The sequence below is a fragment of the Zhongshania guokunii genome (assembly GCF_040892635.1).
Taxonomy (GTDB): Bacteria; Pseudomonadota; Gammaproteobacteria; order Pseudomonadales; family Spongiibacteraceae; genus Spongiibacter; species Spongiibacter guokunii.
Map to the genome: position 1 here is coordinate 18,954 of NZ_JBFRYA010000007.1, position 15,538 is coordinate 34,491.

General features: G+C 50.6%; 28 protein-coding genes and 1 tRNA gene. 8 read left to right on the plus strand and 21 right to left on the minus strand.

Features of this window, described 5'->3' with window-relative positions; translation table 11 throughout:
• Positions 1-33 precede the first annotated feature (33 nt).
• From rpmI to AB4876_RS09245, 7 genes are all read left to right on the plus strand, one after another.
• Positions 34-228 carry a 50S ribosomal protein L35 gene (rpmI, locus tag AB4876_RS09215; protein WP_008247190.1) on the plus strand — a complete coding sequence of 65 codons (195 nt, stop codon included), beginning with the start codon at positions 34-36 and terminating at the stop codon, positions 226-228.
• A gap of 31 nt (positions 229-259) precedes the next feature.
• Positions 260-616, plus strand: a complete 357-nt coding sequence (gene rplT, locus AB4876_RS09220; protein ID WP_008247192.1) for a 50S ribosomal protein L20 — start codon at positions 260-262, stop codon at positions 614-616.
• Positions 617-759: 143 nt separating this feature from the next.
• Positions 760-1,776, plus strand: a complete 1,017-nt coding sequence (pheS, locus tag AB4876_RS09225) for a phenylalanine--tRNA ligase subunit alpha (RefSeq protein WP_301030302.1) — start codon at positions 760-762, stop codon at positions 1,774-1,776.
• 36 nt (positions 1,777-1,812) lie between these two features.
• The gene (gene pheT / locus AB4876_RS09230; RefSeq protein WP_368381362.1) at positions 1,813-4,179 is read left to right on the plus strand and encodes a phenylalanine--tRNA ligase subunit beta; all 2,367 of its coding nucleotides are present in this window, start codon (positions 1,813-1,815) and stop codon (positions 4,177-4,179) included.
• A gap of 4 nt (positions 4,180-4,183) precedes the next feature.
• Complete coding sequence (gene ihfA / locus AB4876_RS09235; RefSeq protein WP_008247199.1) at positions 4,184-4,486, plus strand: integration host factor subunit alpha; 303 nt, start codon at positions 4,184-4,186, stop codon at positions 4,484-4,486.
• Positions 4,467-4,823 carry a MerR family transcriptional regulator gene (locus tag AB4876_RS09240; protein ID WP_008247201.1) on the plus strand — a complete coding sequence of 119 codons (357 nt, stop codon included), beginning with the start codon at positions 4,467-4,469 and terminating at the stop codon, positions 4,821-4,823. The genes ihfA and AB4876_RS09240 overlap by 20 nt, the downstream gene beginning before the upstream one ends.
• A gap of 43 nt (positions 4,824-4,866) precedes the next feature.
• Positions 4,867-4,943, plus strand: a tRNA-Pro gene (locus AB4876_RS09245).
• Between the two features lie 145 nt (positions 4,944-5,088).
• Here the strand turns inward: AB4876_RS09245 and AB4876_RS09250 are convergent.
• The 21 genes from AB4876_RS09250 to AB4876_RS09350 all read right to left on the minus strand — a co-directional run bounded on the left by AB4876_RS09250 (position 5,089) and on the right by AB4876_RS09350 (position 15,160).
• A complete protein-coding gene (locus AB4876_RS09250) occupies positions 5,089-6,363 on the minus strand; it encodes a tyrosine-type recombinase/integrase (RefSeq protein WP_368381363.1) in 1,275 nt (424 codons plus the stop codon).
• Between the two features lie 15 nt (positions 6,364-6,378).
• Positions 6,379-6,678, minus strand: a complete 300-nt coding sequence (locus AB4876_RS09255; protein WP_368381365.1) for a hypothetical protein — start codon at positions 6,676-6,678, stop codon at positions 6,379-6,381.
• 201 nt (positions 6,679-6,879) lie between these two features.
• A complete protein-coding gene (locus AB4876_RS09260; RefSeq protein WP_368381366.1) occupies positions 6,880-7,062 on the minus strand; it encodes a hypothetical protein in 183 nt (60 codons plus the stop codon).
• A 177-nt stretch (positions 7,063-7,239) separates the two neighbouring features.
• Positions 7,240-7,524, minus strand: a complete 285-nt coding sequence (locus AB4876_RS09265) for a hypothetical protein (protein WP_368381367.1) — start codon at positions 7,522-7,524, stop codon at positions 7,240-7,242.
• Positions 7,525-7,903: 379 nt separating this feature from the next.
• Entirely contained in the window at positions 7,904-8,251 is a 348-nt protein-coding gene (locus AB4876_RS09270) for a ParB N-terminal domain-containing protein (RefSeq protein ID WP_368381368.1), read from the minus strand.
• A gap of 80 nt (positions 8,252-8,331) precedes the next feature.
• On the minus strand, positions 8,332-8,562 hold the full coding sequence (locus AB4876_RS09275; RefSeq protein ID WP_368381369.1) for a hypothetical protein: 231 nt from the start codon (positions 8,560-8,562) through the stop codon (positions 8,332-8,334).
• Positions 8,563-8,648: 86 nt separating this feature from the next.
• A complete protein-coding gene (locus AB4876_RS09280; RefSeq protein ID WP_368381370.1) occupies positions 8,649-8,831 on the minus strand; it encodes a hypothetical protein in 183 nt (60 codons plus the stop codon).
• 78 nt (positions 8,832-8,909) lie between these two features.
• Positions 8,910-9,335, minus strand: a complete 426-nt coding sequence (locus AB4876_RS09285) for a DUF7673 family protein (protein ID WP_368381372.1) — start codon at positions 9,333-9,335, stop codon at positions 8,910-8,912.
• Positions 9,332-9,583, minus strand: a complete 252-nt coding sequence (locus AB4876_RS09290) for a hypothetical protein (RefSeq protein WP_368381373.1) — start codon at positions 9,581-9,583, stop codon at positions 9,332-9,334. The genes AB4876_RS09285 and AB4876_RS09290 overlap by 4 nt, the downstream gene beginning before the upstream one ends.
• Before the next feature lie 2 nt (positions 9,584-9,585).
• Complete coding sequence (locus AB4876_RS09295; RefSeq protein WP_368381374.1) at positions 9,586-10,380, minus strand: HNH endonuclease signature motif containing protein; 795 nt, start codon at positions 10,378-10,380, stop codon at positions 9,586-9,588.
• A complete protein-coding gene (locus AB4876_RS09300) occupies positions 10,380-10,610 on the minus strand; it encodes a hypothetical protein (protein ID WP_368381375.1) in 231 nt (76 codons plus the stop codon). The genes AB4876_RS09295 and AB4876_RS09300 overlap by 1 nt, the downstream gene beginning before the upstream one ends.
• A gap of 94 nt (positions 10,611-10,704) precedes the next feature.
• Entirely contained in the window at positions 10,705-10,983 is a 279-nt protein-coding gene (locus tag AB4876_RS09305; RefSeq protein ID WP_368381376.1) for a hypothetical protein, read from the minus strand.
• The gene (locus AB4876_RS09310; RefSeq protein ID WP_368381377.1) at positions 10,980-11,744 is read right to left on the minus strand and encodes a hypothetical protein; all 765 of its coding nucleotides are present in this window, start codon (positions 11,742-11,744) and stop codon (positions 10,980-10,982) included. The genes AB4876_RS09305 and AB4876_RS09310 overlap by 4 nt, the downstream gene beginning before the upstream one ends.
• Before the next feature lie 112 nt (positions 11,745-11,856).
• Complete coding sequence (locus AB4876_RS09315) at positions 11,857-12,048, minus strand: hypothetical protein (protein ID WP_368381379.1); 192 nt, start codon at positions 12,046-12,048, stop codon at positions 11,857-11,859.
• Positions 12,045-12,350, minus strand: coding sequence for a hypothetical protein (locus AB4876_RS09320; RefSeq protein ID WP_368381380.1), 306 nt, complete (start codon positions 12,348-12,350; stop codon positions 12,045-12,047). The genes AB4876_RS09315 and AB4876_RS09320 overlap by 4 nt, the downstream gene beginning before the upstream one ends.
• Positions 12,322-12,612, minus strand: a complete 291-nt coding sequence (locus tag AB4876_RS09325; RefSeq protein WP_368381381.1) for a hypothetical protein — start codon at positions 12,610-12,612, stop codon at positions 12,322-12,324. The genes AB4876_RS09320 and AB4876_RS09325 overlap by 29 nt, the downstream gene beginning before the upstream one ends.
• On the minus strand, positions 12,612-13,019 hold the full coding sequence (locus AB4876_RS09330; protein ID WP_368381382.1) for a hypothetical protein: 408 nt from the start codon (positions 13,017-13,019) through the stop codon (positions 12,612-12,614). The genes AB4876_RS09325 and AB4876_RS09330 overlap by 1 nt, the downstream gene beginning before the upstream one ends.
• Complete coding sequence (locus AB4876_RS09335; RefSeq protein WP_368381383.1) at positions 13,016-13,492, minus strand: response regulator transcription factor; 477 nt, start codon at positions 13,490-13,492, stop codon at positions 13,016-13,018. Before AB4876_RS09335 ends, AB4876_RS09330 begins: the two co-directional genes overlap by 4 nt.
• A complete protein-coding gene (locus AB4876_RS09340) occupies positions 13,489-13,671 on the minus strand; it encodes a hypothetical protein (RefSeq protein ID WP_368381384.1) in 183 nt (60 codons plus the stop codon). The genes AB4876_RS09335 and AB4876_RS09340 overlap by 4 nt, the downstream gene beginning before the upstream one ends.
• Before the next feature lie 204 nt (positions 13,672-13,875).
• Positions 13,876-14,454: a hypothetical protein gene (locus AB4876_RS09345; RefSeq protein WP_368381385.1), complete on the minus strand. Its 579-nt coding sequence runs from the start codon at positions 14,452-14,454 to the stop codon at positions 13,876-13,878.
• 19 nt (positions 14,455-14,473) lie between these two features.
• Entirely contained in the window at positions 14,474-15,160 is a 687-nt protein-coding gene (locus tag AB4876_RS09350; RefSeq protein ID WP_368381386.1) for a helix-turn-helix domain-containing protein, read from the minus strand.
• A gap of 103 nt (positions 15,161-15,263) precedes the next feature.
• Between AB4876_RS09350 and AB4876_RS09355 the strand changes: the two genes are divergently transcribed.
• Entirely contained in the window at positions 15,264-15,479 is a 216-nt protein-coding gene (locus AB4876_RS09355; RefSeq protein ID WP_368381387.1) for a helix-turn-helix domain-containing protein, read from the plus strand.
• Positions 15,480-15,538: the final 59 nt, after the last annotated feature.

Consider the following 15,538-nt stretch of genomic DNA (forward strand, 5'->3'; position numbering starts at 1 on the left):
TTAATTTACATTAAGAATGCGGAGTATCTAACGATGCCAAAACAGAAAGTACACAGCGGGGCGGCAAAACGCTTCAAGAAAACCGGTAGCGGTTATAAGCGCAAAAGCGCTCATAAAAGCCACATCTTGACCAAGATGACCACCAAACGTAAGCGTCAGCTACGTGGCACTAGTGCTGTCCATAAGTCGGACAAAGTTCTGGTTGACCGCATGTTGCGCGCCATCTGATTAACGTCATCAAGATTAAGAGGAATATTCTATGCCCCGCGTAAAACGTGGTGTGACCGCACACCGTCGTCATAAAAAGATTCTGAAACAAGCCAAGGGTTACTATGGTGCCCGTTCACGTATTTACCGTGTTGCAAAACAAGCGGTAATTAAAGCGGGTCAATACGCTTATCGTGACCGTCGTGCCAAGAAACGTGTTTTCCGCGCTTTGTGGATCACGCGTATTAACGCTGGATCACGTGCTAATGGCCTGAGCTATAGCCGTTTGATCGCTGGTTTGAAAAAAGCAGATATCGCTTTAGACCGTCGCGTATTGGCCGATTTGGCCGTACATGACAAAGAAGCCTTTGCTGTTATCGTAGAACGCGCGAAAACAGCCTTAGCTTAAGAAGCGATAGGCCGTTGCGTAGCGGCCATATAGCTTTGTTTTACTATAGGGAAAGGGCTTGTGCCCTTTCCCTATTTTGTTTCTGACACAGTAAATTTAGCCACGCTGCGGCGGGGCGTTAGCGCGGAGATTGGGAGCGCAGCATGGATAATCTAGAAGGGCTGGCGGCTGAAGCTGCGGCAAAAATCAGTGCCGCCACAGACGCGTCGACCTTGGATCAGGTGCGGGTTGAGTACCTTGGTAAGAAAGGCCATATTACGGCGCTACTGAAGGGCCTTGGCAAGCTGTCTGCTGAAGAGCGTCCGGCTGCAGGTGCCGAGATCAACCGCGTGAAAGAAGCGTTGTCAACGCAGATTGCCGACGCTAAGCAGCTGTTGGATCTGGCCGCGGTGAATGCACGGCTTGAAGCTGAGAAAATTGACGTGACCCTGTCTGGGCGCGGTCAGCAAGCTGGTGGATTGCATCCTGTAACTCGCACCATTGAGCGGATCAGTGCCTTTTTCGAAAGCATCGGCTTTGAGGTGGTTGAAGGCCCCGAGATTGAAGATGATTATCACAATTTTGAAGCCCTCAATATTCCCGCTCATCATCCTGCGCGGGCGATGCACGATACCTTCTACGTAGACGAGTCCACGGTCTTGCGTACCCACACCTCGCCGGTACAGGTGCGCGTGATGGAAAGCAGCGAGCCGCCGCTAAAAGTGATTTGTCCGGGCCGTGTATACCGCTGCGACTCTGATTTGACCCATACCCCTATGTTTCATCAGGTTGAAGGGCTGTTGATCAGCGAAGAGTCCAGCTTTGCCGATCTTAAAGGCTTGGTCGAAGCCTTTTTACGTAGCTTCTTTGAAAAAGAATTAAATGTGCGTTTCCGTCCGTCTTACTTCCCCTTTACTGAGCCGTCGGCGGAAGTGGATATTGAATGCGTGATGTGTAATGGCGAGGGTTGCCGCGTATGCAGCCAAACCGGTTGGCTGGAAATTATGGGTTGCGGCATGGTTCATCCTCAGGTGTTTGAGCACGTGAATATCGACACCGAGCGCTTTACCGGTTTTGCCTTTGGTATGGGCGTTGAGCGCTTAGCGATGTTGCGTTACGGCGTTAACGATTTGCGTCTGTTTTTTGAGAATGACCTACGTTTCCTTGGTCAATTCAGATAATTCGGCCCCAGCGACAATATTCAAAACGGATAGCATATGAAATTTAGTGAACAATGGTTGCGCGAGTGGGTTAACCCCACCGTTGGCACCGACGAGTTAGCGGCGCAAATTACCATGGCCGGCCTAGAAGTGGACGCCATTGATCCGGTAGCCGGTGTATTCTCTGGCGTTGTTGTGGCTGAGATTTTGGCAACAGCGCCGCACCCCGACGCTGAAAAATTGCAGGTTTGCCGCGTGAATGCCGGCAGCGAAGAAGTGCAGATTGTTTGCGGTGCCGCCAATGCCCGCCCCGGTATAAAAGTACCGCTGGCGACCTTGGGCGCGGTATTGCCTGGCGATTTCAAAATCAAGAAAGCCAAGCTGCGGGGCGTTGAGTCCTTCGGCATGCTCTGCGCTGAAGAAGAGCTAGGTTTGGCGGAGAAGTCCGATGGCCTGATGGAATTGCCTCTAGACGCGCCCGTCGGTGAGGATATTCGCGTATTTTTGGGTTTAGACGACTCAATCTTCGAGCTAGGCTTAACCCCGAATCGCGCCGACTGCCTGAGTGTTCGCGGTATTGCCCGTGAAGCAGCCGTACTCAATGAAATGCCGTTTTCTGATATAGAAATTGCTTCGGTGACGGCAGTTAACGACAGTCAGCTACCAATTCGGGTCGAGGCGGGTGCAGATTGCCCTCGCTATGCGGGTCGCATTATTCGCAATGTTGATGTTTCCAAGCCCAGTCCATTGTGGCTGCAAGAGAAGCTGCGCCGCTGTGGTTTACGTAGTATCGACGCAGTTGTTGATGTTACCAATTTCATATTGTTGGAATTGGGGCAGCCCATGCACGCCTTTGACTTAGATAAACTCAGCGGTGGGATGGTAGTGCGGCACTCAAAGGCTAATGAGTCTTTGGAATTGCTTGACGGCCAAACAATGACCTTGCGTGAAGGCAGTTTGCTGATCGCCGACGAACAGCAGCCGCTAGCGCTTGCCGGTATTATGGGCGGCGAAGTGTCCTCAGTGACGCCATCCACGCAGCACCTCTTTTTAGAAGCCGCCTTTTTTACGCCAGATCTTTTGGCGGGACGGGCGCGGTCTTACGGTTTGCATACCGATTCCTCGCATCGCTTTGAGCGCGGCGTCGACTTTGAGCTGCCTGCACGGGCCATAGAGCGCGCTACAGCGCTGATAGTTGCTATATGTGGCGGTGAGCCAGGGCCGGTATCGGTTGTCGACTCAGCGGCCATGCCTGAGCGCAAGCCGATTCTGCTTCGTGAAAAGCGCATTGCCAAAGTGCTGGGCATGGATATGGCTGCCAGCGACGTAGAGTCTATTCTTGTGGGCTTGGGTCTCACCGTAGCGCGTGTAGAGGGTGGTTGGGACGTTACGGCGCCGAGCTGGCGTTTTGATATCACTATTGAAGTGGATTTACTCGAAGAACTGGCGCGGATTTACGGCTATAACCGCCTGCCGGTGCGGCCGATTCAAGATGCGCTGACTATCCGCCCGGCAACTGAAAGCAAGCGCAGTCTGAGTGCGCTTCGCCAGCAATTGGTTGCCCGTGGCTATCAAGAGGCGGTGACTTACAGTTTTATTGATCCCGCAATGCATAAGGCGATGGCCGAGGGTGTGGAAGGTGTTGAGCTACTCAACCCAATTTCTGCCGATATGTCGGTTATGCGCACCAGTTTATTGCCCGGTTTGATAAAAACCGCCATGCACAATGCCAAACGCCAGCAGCCGCGTATTCGCATCTTTGAAGCGGGTCAGCGTTTTGTGAAGGGCGATAACGGCTTGCAGCAAATTCCAACGCTAGCGGCACTTATTACTGGTCGACGCACTGCTGAAAGTTGGAATGAAAACGGCGAATTAGTCGATTTTTATGATCTCAAAGGCGATTTAGAGAGCTTGCTGTCTGTTGCTGCTGGTGAAATTACCTTCGCGCCGGGCAGTTATGCGGCCCTGCACCCAGGTCAGTGCGCCGATGTGTTTTGCGATAACGTGCTAATTGGCCGTATTGGCGCCTTGCACCCCAGCTTGCAAGCCCAGTGGGATATGGTCAATCCGGTGTATTTGTTTGAGATTGATCAACAGCCAGTATTGGCTCGCGATGTGCCTAAATTCAGTGAATTGTCTAAATTCCCGGAGGTGCGCCGGGACTTGGCCTTGATCGTTGCTCGCGAATTACCTGCAGCTGACGTGTTGCAGGCAATTAGAGGCGCGGCAGGGGATTGCCTCAGTGACTTGAAGCTGTTTGACCTCTATCAAGGTAAAGGCATTGATCCTGAAAGAAAAAGTTTGGCTGTGGGCTTGACGTTCAGGCATTCATCACGCACTCTGAATGAGGAAGAGGTTAATCAATCTGTTGCGGCAGTTGTGCAAACCTTGCAGGAGGCATTTGGCGCAAGTTTAAGGAACTAGTGTGATGACGTCCCTCACTAAAGCAGAAATGGCCGAACGGTTATACGAAGAGCTAGGCTTTAATAAGCGTGAGGCGAAGGAGCTCGTGGAGTTGTTTTTTGAGCAGATTCGCCTCTGTTTGGAGAATAACGAGCAGGTGAAGATTTCCGGTTTCGGTAATTTTGACCTCCGTGACAAAAGTCAGCGCCCCGGGCGTAACCCCAAAACGGGAGAGGAGATTCCAATCTCTGCTCGTCGCGTGGTGACATTTAGGCCCGGCCAAAAATTAAAATCCAGGGTAGAGGACTATGCTGGAACCAAGTCATAACGACGAATTACCGCCCATACCAGGCAAACGCTACTTTACTATTGGTGAAGTCAGTGAGCTGTGCTGCGTAAAACCTCATGTTCTCCGTTATTGGGAACAGGAATTTCCCCAGCTAACACCGGTAAAACGGCGCGGCAATCGTCGCTATTATCAGCATCAAGATGTGTTGATGATTCGCCAGATTCGCAGCTTCTTATACGAAGAGGGCTACACCATTGGTGGCGCTCGGCAGCGCATGTCTGGTGAAGTTGCTAAAGAAGAATCCTCACAGGCGCGACAAGTTATTCGGCAAATGCTCGGTGAATTAGAAGAAGTCGCAAAACTTCTCAAAAGATAGTTCACTAAATCAATACGTTGGGGTATCATGCCACCCCTCAAATCGGGGCGTAGCGCAGTCTGGTAGCGCACCACACTGGGGGTGTGGGGGTCGCAGGTTCGAATCCTGCCGTTCCGACCAAAACTATATTAAAAACAGTCGCTTAGGTGGCTGTTTTTTTTGCTTGGACAAAAGTGGACAAAACTTTCTGACTTTTGGACAAAACTAAAAAAGGGCAGCTTTTTGGGGCTGCCCTTTTGGTTTTTTGGGTTGGTAGGTTTGATGGTTAGAATGCGCCGCCAATTACTTGATCTGGCATGGCTATGGCTATGTCGGTCCATTGGGTTTCGTGTCCTGCCAAATACCCTTCTGTGATTTTCTCGTCTGTGTGTGCCATTAGCTGTTGGATCTCGCCGGTGGTGTAGCCTGCTTTGCGATAGAGGTCGCTGCTTAGTGCTCGCACTTCGTGGAGTCCTGGGCGTGCTGCGGTGGGTATTCCGTTGTATATCTCGGTTGCGTCGCGGGCCTCGGCAAACGCGCGGGTGAGATAGTCGGGCAGGATTTGGTAGTGGTGTTCGCGTTCTACTTTTTTGCGCTTGTAGCGTTTTTCTAGTTTGTGGCTGATGACGTGGGTGCAGCGACCATTTTTCATGGCGAGCTCGCGGGCGCGGTTAATGAGTTTGCGCAGCAGTTGGTGTTGGTCCATGTTCCAACATAGGTTGGCGGGGGCTGCCTTGCCGCCTGTGAATTCATAATTGCCTGATAGTTGCGCGTGGCTTTTGTTGATCTGCTTGCGCAGCAGGGTGCCGGTTATGTTGTTATCCCACGTTAGGTCGCAAATATCGCCACGGCGCAAGGTTGTGACCAGGGCGATACCCATCGCGATTTGAACAAATTCATAGCCCAGCTCGCCAGCTTTGTTGTAGATGTGCCAGTAGTTCTCAAGGGTGAGGCGTAAGCGCATTTTGGCGGGGCGGGCAGACATTTCGACGCGTGGCACGGCATCGCTGCTGCTGAACGGGTTTGCGTCCATTTTGGGGCAGAGGTTGCGGGCAATTAGGTGGTTAAAAAAGCGTCTGAATTCGGCGCGGCGGCTGCGCTGGGCGTTGCCGGTGAGTTTGTCCCACCACTGCTGTATGTCGAGTAGGGTCAGTTGCGACACCGATTTACCGGCATTGAGCGCGGCGAATGAGCGCAAGTAGGCTTTGCGGTTGTCCCAGCTGGTTTTGCTGGCTAGCGTGGGCTCGCGTTTTTCGCGCTCGCTTATAAAGTCTTCGGCGTGGCGGCGAATGGAGAGGCGGCCATATTGTGGGTTGGCTGCAGGCGTTACGTTGCTGCCTGCTGCAAATTGGGCGTTGAGGCCTTTTGCGGCCTCGATGGCCTCGCTAATGCTTGCGGCAAAGGCGTAGTAGCTGCCGTCTGGGCGTTTGTAGCGCCACTTGCCCGGCTCTTTGCGCTGGTTTTGGTATAGGTTGGGCGGCAGTGCGTGGCCGTCTACAATGCGAATTTTGCCCATGTCTGCGGTGCTCGGGTGTGCCGGTTGGGTAATTAGTTTGGGCATGCTGGGCCTCTGGTGTCAAATATAGGGGCAAATTCGGGGCAGGGCTTTGCGTATGCCTGCGCAGACTTTTGTGATTCCCATAACGCCTAGGTGCTTGTTGTTGCAGTACACGCTGTAGTTGTCTGATCGATTGCCGGGTAGCAGTTCAAATAGGGCGACTTCGCCGGTGAGTTTGCGGCGCACCTCGATTGTGATGTGATCGTCTTCCAGTAGTGGCAATGGCTCAATTGCTTGGGCTAGTCGCTTGCGCTCTTTTGCTGCGTGGCTGCGTTCTGACCATAGCTTCCTTGCTTTTTTCGATGCTCTGTAAGTCATTGATTTAAGGCCTCCTACCTTGTGTGGTCTTTATAATGCTGTGTTATGCCTCTCTCAAAGCAACGGCTCCGGCAACAACCACCGCAAATAATTTCGGCTTGTTGCGCTGCCAATTAATCAATGTCTGCTCGCTCGTAGCAGTCGCCTCAACAAGTTCGGCAAGGCTTTTAAGCCCTGCCTGTTTGCACTGTTGAGACGGGGTTACTTTTTTAATGCTTCAATCGCCGCCAACTCTTCGTCAGTATCAATGCTTGCTACCAGTATTTCTTCTGACTCAGTTTCTACTGCATTCAAAATGTCGGCTACGTCTGTTACTTGTGCATCTGGGAAGCGGTAAGTGTTAATAGTTACTTCGCCATTTTTGTAGTTTGCAAAATTGCTCATGTTAGTCACCTTTTAGTTTCCTGCCTTTGGGGTCATTCCCTCAGTGCATGGTGATATAATACTAAAACTATTTAAGTGTTTCAAGCATTAATTCAAACTATTTTAGTAAATAGTGCAAAATAGGCATAACAACCAGTTGTTTCGGACTGGCTAACCGCCAGCCGCAAAACAAAAAGGTTATACACCTTGTTTCAGCAGGCGATGAAATGCGTCATAGTCGCATGCTGATACTGTTACGTTCCCGAATGCGTCTGCTTCCTCGGTATTCCCAATCAGGTCATCCCACGCCGCCTGCAGCTTCTCAATCCGTTGGCTGAGATACATGATTCTGTCGCGCCCCATCGTGCACACAGCCTCATGATTGAGCTGATTGCGCATCAGCATCCGCACCATGCTAGCTACCTCTATATCACTGTACTTCGCGCCGCACATTGTTTCTTTTTTAACTTCATCGCCGGTCATAATCGTCTCCGTTCGTTTGTGTATAACAATCAAAGGCAGGGCGACGGCGCAAACAGCGCGCCTCGCCTGCTTATGGGGTTATGTGCCTATGTGGTCCTGCTCAGTAAAGCCTCGATCAAGCATTTGGCAGTCAACCATAATTGGGTAATCCAAGTCGGCTACCTTCTTTGCTGGCACCAGCTCAAACATAGTCCCGTTAATGGCTCCAATTGTGAAAATCGTCCCTGTTGGGAGCGTGTCTTTGCCGTTGTAGTTAACGGGGTATTTGTTTGTTAAAAATCGCTTCATCATTTTCTCCGTGTCGGCACATAACATGCCGTGTAAGTCCGCTTCGCTCGGGACTGCATAAAGCGCAGCCCCTTCACTCTGGGTTATAAACCTAATCTGCCACCTCGCAAGGCGATGGATTTTCTTTAAATCTCACAGCCTTAATAGAGCTTTCCCCCTCAAGAATTGCTTTCATAAGTCGGTGCCTTCCATCCATTATTTCACCGTCTTCATCAATAATTATTGGGTACTTTAAATCGGCGTCATTAACCGCTTTCATGTGGCCGACCATTTCTCTGAGCGTTAAATTTTCGTACTTGTAATACATATTCATGTGCTCAAGAGGAATGTCCATTACCTCTAAATCTTTCGCAAGTTCTATCAGCCTCGGCACATGCCACTTATGTTTTCCAAGTTGGCTCATCTGCTCTTTATGATTTACAAAATGCTTAATGGTCATAGTGTGCACCAATCGGTTTATAACAACGCAATCAAAAACGACTGCGTTACGCTTTGCTTCACTTGCGTTTTATCGCAAGGTTATATTTTTACTGCTCGTCCGGGCTTTTCCTCATTGTCTAGCTTTATCGCTTCGGCAAGATTCCTTAACGCCTCTCGCGTTCTGGGACTTTGTCCACCGCCCATGCCTACGCAGCAAAACTCAACGGATGCAAATACCATTTCGCCGCCGTGGTCTTCGCTGAATACCGACACATGAATGTCGTTGTTGTCGGTGTCTATGAAAACCTCAAGAAACCCATTAGGAGACATATCTTCTTTTCGTCTTGCTCTTTCGCACATATCAAACTCCAAAAATATAACAATCAGTTGCACGCGATGCCGCGTGAACGTGTGGGTTAGTTTTCTTCGCCATCTACTAATTCATCGAGCATTTCCAACGCTTCGTCATAGTCGCCATCCTGGAGCATTACCCGTAAGTCGATAAGAGTATTAATTGTTCGGCTACGCTGCATACTTGCCGCCGCCTCAAAGTCAGCAAGCTTTTGCTTCATGAATATCATTTCTAAATTGGCGTTCATATATCACCCTGTAGTTAGTCGAAAACTAACAAAAAATTCAAACCGGACGGCAGAGGTCGCCGCCATTTAATAAAAAGGTTAATTGGTCATTGCACTTAGGCGGTCTTGTGTTTGCTGTGACTCTGCGCTGCGTGCCTTTTGGCTGGGTATTATTTTTAGGCTCTGGGGTGTGATTGGTTCTAGCTGGTTCACTTTGCAGCGGCCGCGTTTAAATTCTTTGTATTGGTGTGCGAGGTGCTCAAAGCGGGGGCCAAAGTCGTTGCGGCCGGTGATGCGGTTTAGCCATTCGTGCACTTCCATTTGGCAGCGCTGGGCGTCGTTGCTAATGACGGTTATTGCGGCGCTGAGGTTGTTGCCGTCGAGCGCTCGCAGTTCGGTTAGGTCGCAGGGAAAGCGGCTGCCGTTGTAAAGGCCTAGCAGTACGCCTGCGGCGGCGAGGGCGCCAGATGTGCCTGGGTGCTCTTGGGTTAGATTCCAAAGTTGTATGAGTGCGTTTGTGTTCATCTGGTCATTGCTCCTTGCATGATGCTGGCTATGGTGCTGTTGCCGGTGCTGGTTGTTTGTGTGGTTTGTGCTTGTATGCGCGTGCAGGTGTCTAGTAATACGGCAGCGCGGTCGGCGTCGACAAAGGCTTTACCATCGATGATGACGCCGGGAATGATCTGTTTTTCTACCCACGCGCACACGGTGTCGACGGTGACTCCGGCCTCAAATGTTTCTTTTATCCAGCGGCGAGCGGGTGTGAGTTTCATGGTTACGCTACCTTTAATCTTTGGTTGCCGGCGTGGTGCAATTTGGCAATAAGTTTGAGCGTGGGCTTTATTTCTTGCGGCGCGGTGGTGTATTGCATTTTGTTGAGCATGGCGTGTTCGGCGCGGCTGAATAGTTCTAGGTTGCTTGGGTCCCAGTTGGTGCGGTCGCCGTCTTTAAAGCGCACGTTGTGACCTTTTGGTATAAGGCCAAAGTGCTTTTCGTAAACGAGTTGGTGCTTTAATTTAAAGCGGGTTGGCGCGCCGGTGTGTGGGTCTGCCTCGGCTACTTTTACTTCCGTGTAGCCTTCGGCGTTAATGCGTTCGCTACCCAGCGGGCGCCAGTTGTGTGCGCGCTGGCCTTTTTTAAAGTTGCCGCTGTTGGGTTTCATAACGCCTTTGGTGCCGGTGTTCCATGGTTGTTGATTTTTTACAAATTGACCGGTGCGGCCGCTGTTTATGCGGTGGTTACGCAGGGTACTGCGGATCTGCTTTTGCGTTTTGGTGGCGTTGAATTTTTCGTTATACGCGGCGGTGAGCTCGGCTAGTGATTTTTGGCGATACTCTTTTTTGATCCACTCAAATTGCGCTTGAGTGTGGACGCGCAACTGGCCTTTTAGTAGTTCGCCTTTTTTGCGGCCACAGGTAATTTTGTGGTTTTTGAGGGCGGCGCTAATTTGCGACAGCGTGAGTGATAGGCCAAATTCAGCGTTGAATGCAGCGGTGGTGTCGGCCTTGCCCATTTTGCGGTAGGTTTTGCGCAAAAATTCGATGTGTTGTTGGCTGTAGGTGAAGCGCATTATTTGTGTTCCAAACCAAATACGGTTGGCAGCGGACGGTTACCGCCACCGAGTGCTATTTGTGCTTCTAGCATGACTTTGGCGTTGGCCACGGCCTCGCGGGCAATGCCGGTAATGGCTTTGCTGCGGTTGAGTTCTTCGGTTAGTTTGTCGCCTTTTAATTTTTCGTCGTTAAGGCGTTCTAGGGCGCAAAATAGGTGGTTGTTTAAGTCTAGTAGGCTGTTTTTCATTGCTGGTTGTCTCCGTCTGCTGCCATTTTGCAAGCGCTATAAGCAAAGGCCCATGTAATGGCCACTACAAAAATGATTAATGCTGTTTTCATGTTCAGCCCCATTTGTAACAGCTAAAGCCGTAGCGACTGGTGCCACCGTGCTGGGCGGCTTCGCTTATAATTTCGTCTACCGCTGGCCGCACGATCTGAGCCATAAAATCTGTAAAGCGGCAGGCTTGCTTGGTTGAAAAATCGTTTTCTAACTTGGTGCCGTCTTTTGCTTTGATCCACATCACCACGCGAAACCGGTGGCGGCGTTTGCCTGGTATGTCGAATTTTGAAAACTTGCCGTCTTCGTCGGTGGTGCCTTCAAATACGGCAAAGGGTTTCATGCGGCTGCTGCCGTTTCTTTGGTGGCTTCTGGTGATGGCGAGTTGTATGCCCAGTTCGGCACGGCACAGTTTTCTGTTTCGTCGTAGCGCATTGGCATGATGATCGCGAAGGCCTCTATGTCTGGGGCGCCAATAACCACCACAAGGGGGTCGTATTTTCCGCGTTGAGCAATGGTGGTGACGTACTTCGTTTTGGGGCATAGGCGCGACATAGCTTTATGAATGTCGGCAAGGTATTTGCTGTTGATCTGCACCGCTGGATCTGGTGTTGCTTTTTTGATATTGGGTGTTTCGCGTGGCAGTATGCGTTCGATATCTGGATATTTTCCATCGATCTCCTTGAATGGCCAAGCGCTGTGCAGGTGGTCTTGATACTCGCCTAGCTCGTTCTCAGCGCGTTCAATTTTACAAAATGATTCGGTAACAATATTTAGGCGGTTGTCGTCAATTACGATAGCGGACGGTGTATCGCTAAGGATTTTTGATTTTTTAGATTGTGCAGGTTTGCAGATTTTTAGCACGTGCGACATATTCGGTATGATGAATTCACGTGATGCAAATCCGCTTTTGTCTCTAATCATTAGCAGGTGCGCGCCATCGGTTGCGGTGAGTAATACACCGCCTTCCGAGCAGGGTTTTACGCATATACCGTTCAGGTAATAGCGCACATCGTTGCGCGCCATAAATACTTCTAAAGCGGCTAAGTACACCATTTTAAAAATGGCGGTGATTGGTGTGGCTTCGGTGGTGTTATCAGTCATTTTTACTTCCTCTGGGGTTGGTGGGGCTTTTTTTAATCTTTAGCCATGCGGCAGCATTGCCATGCAAACAGCCAAACTAGGGCGATTGCGGTGATGGTGGCGATTTTAAAAATCATTGTTTAATGAGCTTTTTTGCAAAGTGAGGCCATGTAACAATCATGACCAGGAATACGATTGCGATGATGCCAATGGGGTGCTTTTTGGTGTTGCGGTAGAGTGTGGTTTGTATTAAGCACAGGCTGATAAACACGCTAAACATGGCGTACAGCACGGCGATATTTTTGATGGCGTCTGTTGTGATCATCCTGCGCGCTCCTGCTCTACGGGTTTTGCTAAGTCTGGGCATAGCTTGCAGACCAGTTCGGCACCGGCGTCGGTTACGGCGACGACGGTGCGTTGTTTGTTTATTCGGCCGCTGGGTGCGGGTATGTAAAAATTTTGGTATCGCGATTTAAAAAGATCGGCGGTGGCCTTGCGGGTGTAGTCGGGCACTAAGCCGTCGCCGCTGTTGCTGGTTTTGATGTAGCCCAGCTGTTTGAGGCGATTGCTTACGGCGCGGTGGCGCAGGCCGTACAATTCACACGTTTCTTTTAATGTGCGTAACATTGTCTTTGGCCTCTTTTGGCGCAAATCTCTCTACGGCTTCGTGCACTTGCCGATTGAGGTTTTCGGTTAGCTCGCTGAGCGTGGCGACTTGCTGGCGAGTGGTGTTCATGTCGTGGCGCATTTCGCTGGTGCGGGTAATGCGCCGTTGCATTGCGGATACGCGGTTTTCGGTTTTTATTTGCCGATTGTTGAGCTGGGTCATTAGCCGCGTAAGCGTGTTTGCTGTGCTTTGCAGGTCGGCAATTTGTTGTTCTAGGCTCACTACAGCACCTCGGCATGGGTAATGGTGACCACTTGGCCGCGACGGCGGGGCGAATACGTGGCGCTTAGCAGACGGTTGCTTTGCTCGAGCTCGGCGAGTTGTTTTTCAACTTCTAGCGGGGTGCCGGCGAGCATTTTTAATTCACCGCGGTTATTGCGCTGCGGTTTAAAAATAGGGGGCGACTGGGGGTGCCATTGGGTGAGCAGCTTCCACCACGGTTTGCCTGTGGCGTATTCAAAGGCTTGTGTCCAGCACACTAGTGGTGTGGCGGGGCCAAACACGCGGTGGCGGTGGTTGCCGCGCACGCCTAAAAGCAGTTCTGTGCTTGATCGGCTGCTGGTTTTTACGTCCATGCCGGTGGCGACAATGGCAGTGCGGGCGGCGTCGATCACTTGGTTAACGTTCATGCGTCGGCGCTCCGTGCAAATTTGATTAATGCCCACCATTGCTGGGCTTTTAAGTAGCGGTATTCTTGGGGTGGCTCTGCGCCTTGGCTGTTGAGGTCTGGCGGTAAAAACGCTAGCTCAGTGTCCCGTTTGCGGCCGCCACTGCGGGTGCGCACCATGCGGCCGTTGGTGCGCAGGTCGATATTGTTTTGATTGCCTGCGTTGAGTGAGCAAATAATTAAAAGCACTACGCAAAGGTATTTGCTGGCCAACAAGCCGTGTTCCCATGCAATGCTCACGGCGTGGGCAATGTTGCGGGCATTGAGCTTTTCGCGGGCGCGGTCTAAGTAGGCTTTAACCGTGCAGGCGGCTACGCCCATAATGCGTGCGCTCTCTTTGGTGCTGTGGCCTAGGGCGGCAAGCACTAGGGCTTCGCCTTCGCGCGGGCATAGCTCCATGCCGGGGCGATATTTAAGATGCTCTTGGGTGTTCATGCTGCCACCGCGCCCTGGGCTTTTAGGGTGATGTTGCGCACTTCACCAATGGTTAGGTCGTTGGCAGGTTTGCCGGTGGCGCGCAGGCGCTGCAAAAGCAGGGCTTCAAACGGTGCGCTGCAATGGCAAAGGCCGTGGAACTCGAAAAACAGCTCTGGGAGTGATTTGGTGGTTTTCATGATCGGCTCCGGTTTCGTGGTTTTGAGAAAACGCGTTGTGCGATGGTTGAAATATCGCTTAATGTGATTATGTTGTCAACACGTAGCGCGATATTTTAGAAGTTATTTTTTTGCAGACAAAAAAAAGCCCGCTTTCTGCGGGCCTTTTGGTTTTTTTTAGAGGTTTGTTTTGGGTTGTGTGGGCTTTTCTATTGGGGTTGCGGTTTATTGCTGGAGGCAGTCGTATATTTTATCTGCAAGTGACTCTATTTGGCGGCTTATGGTTATTCCTTGCGCGCCAGGCCAGCTGCCTATGGGTTTTAGTGTCAGGTCGCTGCCTAGTGTGGATGTTGGTTTGTCGAAGATGAGGGTGGTGGTGTCTGTGATCTTTACTTCGAGCTGAAATTCAATGTTGATGGGTATTGTTACCATGCCGGAGTTGAATTGTGTTCTTTCTCTGCCTTGCGCGAGGAGGTTCCCGTTTCCATCGTCGTATTTAATGACGGTTCCGCCGTCTAAGCTGTGGTTTTTATGGTTGCTTGTTGCTAGGCCGTTCCACATGCTTGCGGCCGACTGGCCTTGTGTTATTTGTTGGTATGATACGTGTTTGGTGATGCAGTATGTGGCGTTTTGTTTTGCGTTGGCGGAGCTTGGTTGGCTGAATTCAAATGATTTGATGTATTGATAGCCGTTGCTTTGGTCTGGGGTAGTAAGTGTAGTGAATGGCGGTAGGTTAGGGTCTATTGATGGCGCTACGCATGCTGAAATAAACAATAGCGGTATTGTTGGTATTAGCTTTTTCATGAGGCCTCCTTGGCTATATTTAGCCATCAATCCATGATCCAATTATTTTTCCTAGTATTCTGAATTCGTCAAATATTGGCGGGTGGTTCGGGTTTAGCGCTTTTAAATACATTTTATCGCCATCCCTTGCAAGTTGTTTGAATGTTACGCGGTCTTCGTTTTTTAGTTTGGCGATCACTCGGTCGCCAACTATCGCGCCGCCGCGTAGCTCTGGATCAACGTAAATTATTGCACCTTCGGGGTAGCTGCGGCCTATTGGGGCAGTCATTGAGTCGCCTTGCACTCTTAGTGCGTAGGTTTGCAGGCTGTGGGGTTTTGGGCAAGGTATCAATTCTTCTGCGTATCCTGGTTGAAATGGGTCGTCGGCTTCATGCCATTGCCCTGCTTGCACCCATGAAATTACAGGTACAAAGCCTCTATTCTCTGGGCCTTGGGAGACGTCATTTTCTTTGTTCGCTTGGTCTTTTGGTGTCCATCCGGTTTGGTAGCTTGCTTTTGGTTCGGCAGTGCCATCGTTGAAAAACTCGCTCATATCGATTCCAAATGCGGCGCACATCGCTTCTAGGTCAGTCAGTGATGGCTCTCGTTCTCCTGTTTCGTAGCCAGATATCCGGCTTTGGTGGTCCCACTCGCAGGCGTGAGCTAGCGCCGCCTGCGAAAGCTTTTTGATTTTTCGTAGTTCTTTGATTCTGCTCGGTATGTTCATGCCTGTATTTTTACCACTAAGCGTGATATTTGCATAACGCGCAATGTGTTGACAATTATCACGGTTCGCGATTATTCTAGTGGTAAGCATTTAGGAGCTACCAATGAATAGAATTGCGGAGCATAGAAAGCAGGTTGGGCTTACCCAGCTGCAAGCGGCTAAGTTGGCGGGTTGGGGGCAAAGCCGTTGGTCTTCGTATGAGACTGGGGCTCGTACGCCGGACGCTTCTGACATAAAGAAAATCCTCGCCGTTTTAGTTCAGTTCGATAAAAACGTGAATTTCGAAGTTCTATTTTTAAACGAAAATGTTGCCGCTTAATACCGGCATGCAAGATCACTTTGAAGTCAGCTTAACCCATATTGGGTTTTTCAATAAGT